This is a genomic window from Enterococcus sp. DIV0703 (assembly GCF_051711065.1).
Classification (GTDB): domain Bacteria; phylum Bacillota; class Bacilli; order Lactobacillales; family Enterococcaceae; genus Enterococcus_B; species Enterococcus_B hirae.
Genome location: NZ_JBIOLX010000001.1, coordinates 1,497,001 through 1,511,334, shown reverse-complemented (window position 1 = coordinate 1,511,334; position 14,334 = coordinate 1,497,001). Strand labels below are relative to the sequence as shown.

Annotated in this window: 12 protein-coding genes; 10 read left to right on the top strand and 2 right to left on the bottom strand. The window is 35.8% G+C overall.

Features of this window, described 5'->3' with window-relative positions:
* The first annotated feature begins 238 nt into the window (after positions 1 to 238).
* The 9 genes from IGK81_RS06865 to IGK81_RS06825 all read left to right on the top strand — a co-directional run bounded on the left by IGK81_RS06865 (position 239) and on the right by IGK81_RS06825 (position 11,580).
* A complete protein-coding gene (locus tag IGK81_RS06865; RefSeq protein ID WP_010719078.1) occupies positions 239 to 1,096 on the top strand; it encodes a glycosyltransferase family 8 protein in 858 nt (285 codons plus the stop codon).
* On the top strand, positions 1,089 to 1,991 hold the full coding sequence (locus IGK81_RS06860; protein WP_412003849.1) for a glycosyltransferase family 8 protein: 903 nt from the start codon (positions 1,089 to 1,091) through the stop codon (positions 1,989 to 1,991). Before IGK81_RS06865 ends, IGK81_RS06860 begins: the two co-directional genes overlap by 8 nt.
* 45 nt (positions 1,992 to 2,036) lie before the next feature.
* Positions 2,037 to 2,387 (top strand): iron-sulfur cluster biosynthesis family protein, encoded by a 351-nt coding sequence (locus IGK81_RS06855; protein WP_010719080.1) that lies wholly within the window; start codon positions 2,037 to 2,039, stop codon positions 2,385 to 2,387.
* 27 nt (positions 2,388 to 2,414) lie between these two features.
* Complete coding sequence (locus IGK81_RS06850) at positions 2,415 to 3,353, top strand: magnesium transporter CorA family protein (protein ID WP_034698118.1); 939 nt, start codon at positions 2,415 to 2,417, stop codon at positions 3,351 to 3,353.
* A gap of 29 nt (positions 3,354 to 3,382) precedes the next feature.
* On the top strand, positions 3,383 to 4,276 hold the full coding sequence (locus IGK81_RS06845) for an SDR family oxidoreductase (protein WP_010719082.1): 894 nt from the start codon (positions 3,383 to 3,385) through the stop codon (positions 4,274 to 4,276).
* A gap of 18 nt (positions 4,277 to 4,294) precedes the next feature.
* Complete coding sequence (gene amaP / locus IGK81_RS06840; protein WP_034698115.1) at positions 4,295 to 4,864, top strand: alkaline shock response membrane anchor protein AmaP; 570 nt, start codon at positions 4,295 to 4,297, stop codon at positions 4,862 to 4,864.
* Between the two features lie 12 nt (positions 4,865 to 4,876).
* Complete coding sequence (locus IGK81_RS06835; RefSeq protein ID WP_010719084.1) at positions 4,877 to 5,059, top strand: DUF2273 domain-containing protein; 183 nt, start codon at positions 4,877 to 4,879, stop codon at positions 5,057 to 5,059.
* Between the two features lie 14 nt (positions 5,060 to 5,073).
* Positions 5,074 to 5,874, top strand: a complete 801-nt coding sequence (locus tag IGK81_RS06830; RefSeq protein WP_034698113.1) for an Asp23/Gls24 family envelope stress response protein — start codon at positions 5,074 to 5,076, stop codon at positions 5,872 to 5,874.
* 486 nt (positions 5,875 to 6,360) lie between these two features.
* A complete protein-coding gene (locus IGK81_RS06825; protein WP_034698111.1) occupies positions 6,361 to 11,580 on the top strand; it encodes an LPXTG cell wall anchor domain-containing protein in 5,220 nt (1,739 codons plus the stop codon).
* Between the two features lie 123 nt (positions 11,581 to 11,703).
* Here IGK81_RS06825 and IGK81_RS06820 read toward each other — a convergent pair whose 3' ends face one another.
* Together IGK81_RS06820 and IGK81_RS06815 are read right to left on the bottom strand one after the other, a co-directional pair.
* Complete coding sequence (locus tag IGK81_RS06820) at positions 11,704 to 11,925, bottom strand: helix-turn-helix domain-containing protein (protein WP_010719089.1); 222 nt, start codon at positions 11,923 to 11,925, stop codon at positions 11,704 to 11,706.
* An 8-nt stretch (positions 11,926 to 11,933) separates the two neighbouring features.
* Positions 11,934 to 12,407, bottom strand: coding sequence for a DUF2975 domain-containing protein (locus tag IGK81_RS06815; protein ID WP_010719090.1), 474 nt, complete (start codon positions 12,405 to 12,407; stop codon positions 11,934 to 11,936).
* 640 nt (positions 12,408 to 13,047) lie between these two features.
* Between IGK81_RS06815 and IGK81_RS06810 the strand changes: the two genes are divergently transcribed.
* Positions 13,048 to 14,334 (top strand): sensor histidine kinase, encoded by a 1,287-nt coding sequence (locus IGK81_RS06810; RefSeq protein ID WP_034698104.1) that lies wholly within the window; start codon positions 13,048 to 13,050, stop codon positions 14,332 to 14,334.

Below are 14,334 nucleotides of genomic sequence, written 5' to 3'. Positions count from 1 at the left end.
GAATTTTTTCAAAAAATATTCTTAGTTTTCATTAGACATATATAGGTAGTATTTCAAATCCTATAATTGAATAAATAGGCAGAAAAACGATTAAGTTAACGTTTTCAATTCGATAAAAAAGGTTTATTTTTATGAATTATTCAATGAAAATGAAGCATATCTTTTGCTTTAAAGTTTATTGAGGCATATTCTGGATATAGAAAAGGTTAGAAAAAGATTAGAAAAAGGAGTGATTTTAATGGAGATGAAACAAGGTATCGTTCCGGTAGTAACTGCTTCAGATGAAAATTACGCTCCTTACTTAAGCGTGATGATTGCCACTGTACTGGAAAACTCCACTAAAACAAGACACATTTATTTTTATGTCATTGACGACGGTATTTCTGAATATAGCAAAGAAGGACTTAGACAAACGGTTAAAAAACATTCAGACAATGCAACGATTCAATTTTTAACAGTTGATAAAGATGTCTACGAAGATTTCCTAGTAAGTGACCATATTACTACTACAGCATACTTAAGAATATCTTTACCTAAGATCTTAGCTAAATACGACTATAAAAAAGTGCTTTATTTAGATTCAGATATTTTAGTACTGGATGACATCGTTCATTTATATGATCAACCATTAAATGGTAAAACGATTGGAGCTGTCATCGATCCAGGTCAAACGAAAGCTTTGAAACGGTTAGGAATTGAATCAGATGCTTATTATTTTAATTCAGGCGTGATGGTTATCGACATTGATCGTTGGAATGAAAAAATGATCACTGAAAAAACAATCAATTATTTAAAAGAAAATGGTGATCGAATTATTTACCATGATCAAGACGCGTTAAATGCAGTTCTGTATGAAGACTGGGAGCAATTAGAACCAAAATGGAATATGCAGACTTCTTTGATCTTTGAACGCCATCCTGCTCCAGATGCTGCGTATGAAAAATTATACAAAGCAGGAAATGAATCGCCGTCGATCGTTCATTTCACAGGGCATGACAAACCATGGAATACGTTAAAAGATCATCCATATACAAATGTTTATTTAAAAAAATTAGCGCATAGCGTATTAAAGAAAGTGGGAGAGGTAAATGAATAGAAGAAAAGAAATCGCAATCGTATCAAGTTGTAATACCAAATTTGTGCCTCATCTAGCGGCGCTGTTCGTTTCAGTATTAGAAAATAGTGATCCAAAAGTTTTTGTACGATTTTATGTTATTGATGACAACATTGATAATGAAAGCAAACAATTATTACGTTTCTCTGTTAAGAATTCTCGTATGAATACAGAGGTTGAATTCTTGAAGATCAACAAAAAATTCTTTGAAAATGTAGTAACAAGTGATCGTATTCCGGAAACTGCTTACTATCGTATTGCTATTCCTGAGTTATTTAGAGGAAAAAATGTCGAACGTCTTTTATATATGGACTGTGACATGATTACCGTAAAAGATGTTACACCATTATGGGATCTTGAATTTAATGGTGCGATCTTGGCCGCTGTAGAAGATGCTGGTTTCCACCAACGATTAGAAAAAATGGAGATTCCAGCAAAATCAACACGCTACTTTAATTCTGGATTGATGCTCATCAATGTTGAAAAATGGTTAGAACAAGACATTACTAAAAAAGTTCTAACATTCATTGAAGAAAATCCTGAAAAATTACGTTTCCACGATCAAGATGCGTTAAATGCAATTTTACATGATCGTTGGATTCCATTACATCCAAAATGGAATGCTCAAGGATATATCATGGCAAAAGCGAAAAAACATCCAACATCACAAGGAGAAAAGGAATACGAAGAAACACGTAAAGATCCATCGATCATCCACTTCTCTGGTCATGTTAAACCATGGAGTAAAGATTTTGAAGGGCCAACTAAAAAATACTACGATAAATATGCAAACATGACAGCTTTCCGTTGTGTTGCAAAATTCCCTAAATATCCACTTTATGCCAGAATCAATCGTAACACAGAAGTGAGCCGCTGAGGAAAAATGTCGTAACTTATATATAATCTGAAGGAGATGATGATGATGGAAATCACGATGACAAAACATGCGATGGAGGCATTGACAAAAAAAGTAGGAAAAGATTCAAAAATTGCTTTGGCATTGATTGATTCTTCAGATCCGTTTTTAAGAGATAAAGGGGCTTGTGCAAAAGGCAGTTTTTTCCAGATTATTCCTTTCTTTGTAGAATTTGGGAAATACGTCAATAAAATCGAACATCCCACTCTGGAAATCTACACATCTAAATTAGAGCAATCTTATTTAGGTAGACATTTGAATCTTGCATATGACCACCAATTAAACAGTTTCTCTTTAGAAAATGAGATTGTTGTCTTGGATCGTAACATTAAATTAAGCAACTGTTTCTTTAGCTAACATCCTTTGTAGAAAGGGAGATTGATCATGCTGGACTATTACTTTATTGGAAAAGAGAAAGTAATAACGACAGACAAAAACAACTATAATTGGCTCGTGATCGACAGTAGTGACACTAAGGAAATCGAACAGGTGATTGAAAAGTATCGTTTACCAAAAGATATCTTTGTTGGAACTTCTCTACCAGAAGAAGTTTCAAGAATTGAAGAGCTTGTGGGGACGAATTTGAACCATCCGATTTCCTTAGTGCTACTGAATTTGTCCAACCAGGAACAGAAAATCGAGAATCGATTAATGCCTATTTCGTTTATTTATTCGGATGAGTTATTGATTAGTTGTATCGATAAAAAAACGGACTTTTTTGATCGAGTATTAGCAAAACATGGGAATAAGATCAATTCTTTTGAAACACTTATTGCATATTCTGTCTTGAACATCTATACCCATTACGTGAAAGAACTAACAGAAATGAAAAAGAGGATTGATTCCCTCGATCAAGAAGCGCGTAAAACGACGGAAAACGAAGAACTATATAAGCAAGCGGATTTAGAACGGGACATTGTTTATATTGACCATACGTTGAGAGATCAAAAAGGGACTTTAGATACCTTATGGCAATCAGAAGATTTTGTTGAGAAATTAGCTGATGCTCGTCTACTTTATGACATCCAATTGAGACAAAGACAAACAGAAAAAATGATTTTGATCTATCGTGACTTGTTAGAAAGTATTGGGGATCTTTTTAATGGAATGATGGACAATCATTTGAATCATCTAATGAAATATCTTGATTCGGCGGCACTAGTGATCTCTGTTCCAGCATTGATTGCAGGGATTTGGGGGATGAATACTGGCGGATTACCTGGTAAAAGCTCTGGCTTAGCCTTTTTATTAGTTATCTTTGGCTCGATCGTTGTTGCAGGAGCTGTAGGCTACCATCTTTACCGAAAAGATTATACAAAATAAAAAAGTACCAAACTATGAGGAGGATACACATGACAGAACCAAAATTAATTGATCCACGTAAACTTTACCATACTGAGGAATTTCCTAAACAAGACCAGGATACACCAGCATTACAAAAAGAAATGCAACCAGTTCCTGACTGTGGAGAAGAATCTTATGAAGGATCAAATCAACTAGAAAATCGCCGTGTTCTGATTACTGGCGGAGACTCAGGGATCGGGCGCGCGGCAGCTATTGCTTTTGCAAGAGAAGGGGCAGATATCGGCTTACACTTTTTCCCAGGAGAAGAAGAAGATGCCAAACAAGTAGCTTCCTATATTGAAAAAGCAGGACGAAAAGTTGTTTTACTACCATATGATCTTAGAGACGAAACAGCGCCTAAAGAAATCGTTGAAAAAGTTGTCAGTGAATTAGGTGGCTTAGATACATTAGTATTAAATGCGGGACAACAAATCTCTTGCCCGGCTATTGAAGAAATTCCATTAGAACAAGTGAAAGATACCTTCATGGTGAATATCTTAGCGATGTTTGCGATTGTTAAAGAGGCGGTTCCGCATATTCCAGCAGGAGGGGCAATTATCAACACTACTTCTGTTCAAGCGTTCAATCCAAGTGAACATCTTTTAGATTACGCTTCCACGAAAGCAGCTATTGCAAACTTTACAATTGGCTTAGCAAAACAATTAGCACCAAAAGGCATTCGTGTTAATGGAGTAGCTCCTGGTCCTATTTGGACACCACTACAGTTAGACGAAGGACAACCGGAAGATTCTATTCCTGAATTTGGCCAACAAAGCTTGCTTGAACGTGCCGGCCAACCAGTAGAATTAGCTCCAGTTTACGTTTTCTTAGCTTCAAATAAAGCGAGCTACGTTACTGCACAAATTTATGGTGTAACTGGTGGGGAAGCTATCAACTTATAAAAAATGGGAGGTGCCAGGATGAATAAAGGGACTAAAACAATTGGTGTCATTTTTTCTCTGCTACTTTTGTCTATTCTACTATTTGTCGTCTTGATCAGTGCGGTCTATCCTTTACCATTGATGCTTGAACGATTCCGTTTCTTTACAATAACGAATTACTATATGCAGCAATATATTTTTTGGGTAGCAGTCGGCTTAGCGATTCTACTAATTATTGCATTATTGATCGTCATTTTTTATCCGAAAACGATTGGAACCTTCTTATTGAAAAAAGGGGACGGCGAATTAACGTTAGACAAAAAAGCGATTGAAGGTATGGTTCGTTCACATTTACATGAAGATGAATTCATTCACTCACCTAAGGTTAATATCAAAGCTACAAAAAATAAGATAGCAGTTACAGTTAAAGGTGAATTAAAACGGACTTCTTCATTGATCGGGAAAACAAGAATATTGATGGATGAAATCGAAAAAGAAGTGAAACAGTTACTCGGCACAGATGAGCAAGTAAAAGTGTCGGTGAAGTATACAGGCTACCAAGCACCTACCAATAAATATCAAACAAACGAACACGCTCGTGTGGAATAAGGAGGGGCACAAATGAATGAACTTTTTGCTGCTTATAAGCTTCCGATCATTTGCGGAGCAATTGGGTTGATTCTCGCCGTACTATTGATTACAGTGGGATTCTTTAAAACCTTGTTGCTGATCCTTATGGCGATCATTGGCGTGGCGGTCGGAATGTATTTAAAACAAACGAAAATTTTTGATCATAAATCTTAGGAGGAAATTCTATTATGGATAACAACAAAACAAACAACCAAAACAAACCAGTATCTGCACATCCAGATCCAACGACACCGAACAATGCAAATGGTGTTCATGATGCTAAAGATAAAACAGCACCCGTTTCAGCACATCCAGATCCGGTTGTACCCAACGTTGAAAACAAAGTGGCTCATGATAAAAAAGAAAACGAAGGACAATCAGGACAACAAGGGAAACATGAAAATTCTAGTAAACCACAAGAACATCATGGAGATCAGCCAAAACCTCCAATGCCAGGGCATACACCACCTAAGCCAGAAGCCCCAGCAAAAGATCCAAAAAACACAACGGAAAACGGTGAATCTATGAATGGTGATGTGACATATGAAGATAAGGTCATTCAAAAAATCATAGGCATCTCCTTAGAAAAAGTGGATGGATTATTAACAGCTGATGGTGGCTTCTTCTCTAACGTGGCAGAAAAATTAGTCAACACTGATAATGTAACAGCCGGTATTGACACGGAAGTTGGGAAAAAACAAGTCGCTGTTGATCTTAAGATCGTTGTCGAATACGGCAAAGACATCGAAGAAATTTACCAACAAATCAAAAAAATCATTGCCAAAGAAGTTCATGAAATGACACATCTAGATGTCATTGAAGTCAATGTCGATGTGGTCGACATTAAGACAAAAGAAGAATATGAAGCAAACAGTGAAACAGTTCAAGATAAATTGACAAATGCGGCAAAAGCCACAGGAGAATTTGCATCTGAACAAACGGAAAAAGCCAAATCAGCAATTGAGCAACAAAAAGAAAATAACCAATAATCAACTGATTCAAGCAAGAATTAGCTGTTCGTTCAGTCGCTAAGTAGTTGAAAGCGAAGTAACTAAAAATTAGTTTATTTATAGAGTCAATAGAAGAGATCGAGACAAGTTTTTGTCTCGGTCTCTTCTATTTTTGGCTAAGGCTCCTTTTTTAATGGTAAGTAAAATGTTTTACATAACAAAAACAGCTTCTGTCTTTTAGTGTTTGTCCATTGTGAAAAAGTGACATTACATATTCTTGTGATTCACATTAAACTTAAGAAGTAGGGTTTTATTGAAGTTTTTCCATAAAAATAAACGTAAAAGGGGCGAATTGGGAGAAAAGAAAAAAACTTAAGAAACATAACGTTTTAACTTTACTAAATTGGCAGAAACAAAGGAAGAAATCAAACATAAGTATGGCATAAAAAGGAGTCTTTCTTATGAGAAAACAGACATTACTTTTCTATTGCCATTTAAAGATATAGCCTTAAAAGGAGGAGTACATTGAAAACCAGAAAAAAGTTATTACATAGTACATTAATATTAGCGCTAGCGCTTGGACAAACCAGCGGGACAGTTGTTGAAGCTGTTTCGATGTTAAGTTCAGTGGGAAGTATTGATGTCAAGAAAATTTCAAAAATGAATGAAAAGAAAACTACGACCAAGAAAGAAGTAAAAAAAGACGAGAAACGCACGAAGGAAAAAAACACCGAGAAAGACAAAAAAGTTGCTGGTTCAACAGAAAGTAATAAAATAAAAAGTTCAATTGAAAGTTTTGCTAATCCGACATTTGAATTACCAATACCTGTTGGAGCTGACATTATAGCGGCATCTACTGACTCAGAAAAAGAAATTGGAAAAGCTGTAAATGAATTTCTTTCTAAAAAGTTGAATCATATGATAGATAATTCGACAGATGATTTTAAAGTAGGCGATACAATTACTTATAAAATTCCTGGCGTCTTTCTAGGTGGGAATACGAATGGAGCTGAAATCATTTCTAGTGAGTTCAGTGATTTCTGGGAGAACTGGGAAAACTCTAGTAATTATAGAGTCACTCTTCTAAATATTTTAAGAGGTACATATGCCTTGTTTTATGTTACTAGTGAATCAGAAAGTGGAAATTGGCAAATGAAAATTACCACCTCTGATCAAGCTAATGGACTTTATTATGTAGCACCTTCAGATAATAATTTATATGTTACCTTTACGCGACTAAAAGTAGCTATTCCACAAAAAGAAGTATTCAAAGTAAGTAAGTTCCCTTATAGTAATATCAATCATGATTATGGGGTAGCTTATACTACTCGTTATGTTCCGATGACGTTTAACGTTGATTTTCCTAAAAGTAAAGGAACGCTTAAGGCAGAGGTAAAAGATGGTCCTCATGTGGTCGAAGAAAAGAGCTCTCCTAAACCAGAAGATTATGTAGAGGTGAAAGATAGCCTTGGAAAAGTGACTTATACATGGATAACAAAACCAGATACAAATAAACTAGGAAATCAAAACGTTAAGGTATTAGTGGAAGATGAAACAGGTCGGTCAAAAGAACTAACATTTACGATGACAGTTAAATCTCTGCTCACAGTAAAAAAGGAAGCAGGTGAAATCTATCAATATTCTCTTTTGCCAGATGTCAATGATTATTTTGAGGTAACCACGGAAGGATCCTATACGCTTCAATGGTCTAATAACCCAAACACAATGACAGCAGGAATACATAAGTGGGAAGCTACAGTAAGAACCTCTGATAACCGAGAAATAACGAAATCAATAACCATGAGAGTGCTGCCACATCCTGAGTTACAACTAAAATTAAAACCGATTGAGGATCGTACCGTAACCTTGGTGGAGTCGTCTGATACGTTAGCCAATACATTTAAAAACTATATTGAAGAGGCAACACTGTTAGGGGAACCTGTAGCGATTGATGATCTTGAGTTTGTTGCGAACGAATCGTCCAAGACTGAATTTCAATCGGTTGGTACCCATGAAGTACGCATCACTGTGCAAGCAAAGCATCCTAATTCTAATGTTATGATCAAAGGATCTGGAACTACTACCGTGAACGTACTATGGGGTAATACCATCTTAATACGTTCGGTTGATGGCTATTCCGCCGGAGCTTTTGCGTTAGATGGTAGTAATTCTAATAGTGCCCCAGCTACGCTATCGATTCGTCAGGGCATTGCGTCTCCTTTAAATGAAGGAGTTGGCGATATGACCGATCCATTTGGTCTTTATTATCGTTTGGAAATCTTGCGTAATGGCAATGAAATTTACAAACAAGAGGTGCCGAAACGTGCCACGTTACAAGAAATCATGAATGATTATGGAGATGCTAATAACAACACTACGGTACAAATGAATGATATTATCCAAATCACATATCCAAGCAAGACACCTAATGCTTCGGTTGTGATGATTAAGGAAAAAGAAAATGATTTTACGTATGGTACGGAGATCGCTCGTTACCGTGTGACTCCTTATGGGTTTGATCCAGCACCTGTCATGACGGCAGAAAGTGCGGAAAAAGCGTTCGTTTTAGGCGAAGACGTGAAGCAAACGAATTTGAATGAACTAGTAAAAAATGTGCGGATCAACGGTGGGGTAGCGGACAATGAATTTTATACAGTAGAACCTCTTGATGAGTTTGATACCAGCACGATCGGTAAACGAAATATGCGGGTCAAAGTCACGACAAAAGATAAACTTGCTTCTGAAATCATTGAGATTTCTTATCAAGTGAAATGGGGAGACACTTTTGTTATTAAAGGTTTGAAAGAGGCGACAGTTGGTGCGTTTAGTTTATTGAAGAATCAAAATCAATGGCAAATCCAAGCTTCTCAAGGAGTGGACGGCACAAACTTAAATGATCCGGTGGATAATTATTTTGGGCGTGATACCTACTATTCTATCGAAGTTTTACAAGGAGCTACCAGCAAGTTCCGTTATGAAGTGGCAGGTAATCAGTCGATTCGTGAATCCATCCAGGGATTCAATAATGGGCAACCGTTGACGGTCAGTAATGGCGACGTGATCAAAGTGTATCATGCCGATCCTCTTGGGAAAAATCTTTTAATGAAAGATGAATTAGTCAAGGATTATACGATTGGTTCCAATTATGCCTATTATGAAGTCACTGACCATGGCTTGGAACCAATTTTAGCGGTTGCGGCTGATTCGATGGCTCAAGAATTTATCTTAGGTGAAGATAGTAGTAACGTTGATGGTGCGAAGTTGATCAATAGCATTACGATTAATGGAACGGCAGTGGGAAGTAATCAATATACAGTCAAACAAATGAGTGATTTTGATACTTCGGTGGCAGGATCACAAACGATCAACGTGCGTATTGATACGAAAGATGGACTCGTTTCAAAAGAAATCGAGGTTCCTTATGAAGTTAAATGGAACGATACGATTTTGATGAAAGCTCAAAATGGTCAATCAGCCGGAGCCTTTTCATTACATTCTGGGACTTCCAGTACGAATCGTGTATTAGTCTTTAACCAAGGATTAAAAACCGATCTCAATGCACCTATTAGTACCGATTCTTCGCTTTATTATTCCATTGAAGTATTGCGAGACGGGCGTTCTGTCTATCTACAAGAGGTACCGGGACGTGCTTCTCTCCAACAGGTAATGGACAATTTTGGGACGAAACAAACGTTAAATGTCCAAGCCGGTGATGTCGTTAAAATGTATCATCCTCAACGTTCAGAAGGTAGTTCTGTCTTACTGGTAAATGAAACAGAAAAGGACTATACCTATGGTTCTCCATATGCTAATTACCGCATAACTTCTTATGGTTTTGAGCCCATGCCGGTAATTGAAACTGTAGGACCAAATAAAGTTTTTTCTTTAATGGAAAACACTCAAAATATAGACTTGAGTCAGCTATTAGCGAATATAACGATCAATGGTGAACGGGTGGAAAGCAAAAATTATAAGATTACGCAACTTTCTAAAATGGACACCTCTACTGTTGGTAAAAGAGAAGTCAAATTAAATCTTAAGCCAGAAGATGGCTCAGCAGATATTGAACTGGATGTTCCTTATGAAGTGGCTTGGGGAAGTACTTTCTTACTTAAAGGGTTAGATGACCAGAATGTGGGCGCTTATAGTATTGTGGAACAAGGCGGAGAGTGGACGATACAAGCTGGCAAAGGGGATGATTCCACCGTTTTATCGGATCATGTGAATAGTGCCTTTGGTCGCGATACTTACTATCGAATCGAAATAGTAGGAAATCCAGAAAATCAGTCCGAAGAAAAAACAGGTGTCACTGTCGAAAATATTATGGGCTTAGATCCGACTACTCGATTATCGGAACAAATAAAATACCAGTATGATGTGACGGGCAATATGACAGTGTGGCAGGCGATCAATGGGTTTAATAATGGCCAACCATTACCGATTGAGGAAGGGGACATCGTTAAAGTTTATCATGCAGAGGCGAAGAATAATTTATTGATGCGAGATGACTTGTCGAAAAATTATACAGCGGGTTCCAACTACGCCTATTATCAAGTGGCCAGTCAAGAATTTGTTCCCATCACTGAGATGGAGGCTGAAACAGTTTCGCATGAATTTACCTTGGGCGAAGATACCAGTGACATTGATGGAATGGATTTGATTAAAAATGTCACTTTCAATGGTCAAAAATTAGAGACGACATTATATGATGTCGAACAAGTTTCTGACTTTGATACAAATACCACTGGACAGAAAATGTTAAAAGTGAAATTGTCTACCGCAGATGAGGTGACTTCTACAGAAGTGGAAGTGCCTTACGAAGTGAAGTGGGGAAGTACGATCCAACTAAAAAATCAAGATGGCGATACTGTAGGTGCCTACAGTTTGATAAAAGAAAACAAACAAATCAAACTCCAATCATTACAGGGAGAAGACGGAAGTGACTTATCGAACCGTATCACAGAATATGATGACATGGAAATTTACTATGGGATTGAAGTTTTTACAAATAACAGCAGTAAATATAAATACGAAGTTCGCGGTACGCAAACAATTGAACAATCGATTAATCGATTCAATAGTGGGGAACCATTAAAAGTTTCGGTGGGAGATCAAATTAAAGTGTATCATGCCGATCCAAGTGGGAATGTCTTGATGGCAGAAGAAGAAGAGCGAAATTACACTTATGGTTCCAATTATGCGTATTACAATGTGACTGAATATGGGTTTGAACCAACAGGAGATTTTACCGTGACACCAGCAGAAGCGAAAATAGTTATCGATACGAAACGTGTGGACCTTAAAAATCTTTTGAAAGAAGTTAAAGTCAATGGCAAAGAGCTGCCGAAAACTGCTTATACGGTTGCATTAGATCCTGAAACAGAAATCGATACTTCTTCTTTGGGGTATCGTGTTGCTAAACTAGTCGTGAAAGCTGACCGTTCCTATGGTGGTTTTTCTACTGAAACTGAAGCGGCTTATGAAGTGGTGGAAAAAGGGACGGATGGTGCTTTAGAAGATGGTACAGAAGATAGCATGACTGAAGATAAAGAGATCACAGGAACAGATTCAGAAAAAAAGAACTCAAATGGAGACAATACAAGTGGCGCAAAAAATGGTAATTTACCAAAAACCAATGAAACAAAAAATACGGTTTTTACTGTATCAGGTGTCTTGATTGTTAGTTTAGCGGGAATCATCCTGTTTTGGAGAAAAAGAAAAGCAAATAAAAATTCTAAAAAATAAGATAATCAGTTATTAAAAAGCCCACGTTAGCTAGACTACAGCTGCCGTGGGCTTTTTTGTCGGTCTTCAGATTGATTAGAAAGTAGTTAGCTTTCATTGGTGTCACTCAACTAAAGAAATGAGCTACTCTCTCATTTGGCTTGTATCTTGATATTCGAGGATATCACCTGGTTGGCAGTTTAAAACTTCGCAAATCTTATCGAGCGTAGAAAACCGAATCGCTTTTGCTTTACCATTTTTTAAAATAGAGATATTAGCCATCGTAAGACCTACTTTTTCACTCAGTTCGGTCACGCTCATTTTTCGCTTGGCTAACATGACATCTAAATTGATAATAATAGACATTCGACACCTCACACTGTTAGATCATAGTCATTTTTTAAATAAATGGCTTGTTTGAGTAAATCAATCAAAATGCTTGAAAGGATGTAGATAAAAAAAGGGATAAAGAGTAAGACGAAAGCGATGAGTAGGATTCCTGGACTATCGCTCATATCAGCTATTTGATAAAATTTTGGCAAAATACCAAATGCAAGGATCGTGATACATAAAAGGCAAGATCGGATTTTACTGCTAAGCTTTAGACTCTTCTTAGTAAAAGTTTCCTTTGAAGGGAAGGTTTTGACTAAGCGGAGCAGGAAGAAATTGAGCAACAAAGTCACTAGAAGGATCAGGTAAAGAACTAGAATAAATAGTGTAGTTTGCCAGTTGCTAAATGGATTTGTAGGATTTGTACTCAATTGAATAGTTAATAGCGTTCCCAAGAGAAGGGGAACAAAACAAAAAACAGAAACGATTAATTGGATAAAGAACAGTTTGGATTTCATAAAATGCCTCCTAAATTTTTATTAGTATAGCATGAGGTTTGTTCATTATCAATAATTATTTATCGATAAACGATAAATAAAAGGATGGACAAACGCCTTTTTCAATAAAGAAAAGGCGTTCTAACGAATCATATTATATTTTAAAGCTGTAAAACTATTACTAAAAATGGACTATTTCTCATTTAAACAATGTATTCCCTAACCACTAATACATCCTTGTAACCCTGAAGTTACGCCAGTGGGATTAAATTTCATCAAAACAAATCAAAATCTCGCATAAAATATTTATCGCAATAGATTAATTATAACATATCTTTTGCAAAAAAGATATTTAATTTAGATTACATTTGCGATAGTTTTAAATAACAGAACTTTTAAGTAGAAAAACGTATCATTATCATGTTTATACCCTCCCAAATCTAAAGTAAATATGCTAAAATCACAAATAACAACGAAGATCATGATTGGTTGGGAAAATTTATTTCTATTTTTCGTTATTAAAATTAGGTGTACAAATAACTAATTGTTTTATTTTGTTTGGTTGTGGGGAGTGGAGAAACAAAATACGCTAGTATAAATTGTTATATAAGTATGGATAAAAAATTCAGATAAAATTATTAGGTTGTTAGGGGAAGTTTAAATGAAATTAAATGAAGAAAGTTTATTTATCCTAATTTTGATTGGTCAGCTTTACACTGTTTTTATGGCTCTTGGTTATCTAAGGAATCTTTTATCAAATAAAAAGTTTCAGTTGTTTTCGTTTGTTAGTGTAATCGCTTATATTGCTTTATATCAATGGATCAATATCATAGCGACAGTTATCTTATGGGCTGGGTTATGTCTAAGTATCTATATCATTGATCGAAACATTGATATAGCGATATTTTATCCTTCGATTATTTTATTTTTCTACATATTCATTGATGGAACAGCCAAATATCTATATAAAATTTTAGGGTGGGATATCAGCGATTTTTTTACAGCTGTTTTAGGAACAGGTTGTTTGTGGATCGTTACTGTTTTTCTAAAAAAAATGGTCATACCAAAGATTATTAGGGATAAAACGACTCTAAAAATAGCGGCCATTGTTGTTTTTTTTACGATTATTGTTTACTTTATTAACATTTGTAGTGATCGTTTTTCTGTTTTAGCAAGATTCCTAGTTATCAGTAATGAATTATTTACGGTTCTTTATGGTGTAATGTCTACCATAATTTATTGTGTACTACTTTTTATCAAGAAAAAAGAATTCGAAACACGAGAACAGCAAAAAGAAATGCGTCACCTGATTGAATACAGCGAACAGATCGAAAATAACTATCTTGCATTACGAAAATTTAAACACGATTATAAGAATATTTTGTTTTCAATAGAGGATTATATTCAAACAAAGGATATTGAAGGGCTGCAAAAGTATTTTTATCAAAGTATCAAAGCTACTGAAACGATTTTTGAAGAAAACAATCTCCCAATTGCTTCGATTTCAAATCTTAAAATTAGAGAGATAAAAAGCATTATTTTGAGTAAATTATACGTGGCTAGCCAAAAGGGTGTCGAAGTAAACGTAATGATTCCAACACCCATTACGGATATCGCTATCTCAACAGTCACACTTGTTCGTATGCTAGGGATTATACTGGATAATGCAATTGAAGAATCAGCCTTTTTAGAAAAGGGAAAAATTGAATTGACTATTATGGAGGAAGACAAAAATTGTTTTTTTGTCTTAATGAATCAATGTCGTTCGAGTATTCCTAAATTACATGAATTGAAAAAAGTAAATTTTACTACTAAAAAAGGAAATCAAGGACTAGGACTAACGAATCTGGACGAGCTTGTTCATTTGAACGAGAATGTTTTTTTAGAAACAAAAATTGAAAACAATCGCTTTATACAAATCATAACGATTAGTGGAATGAGGGGCTAG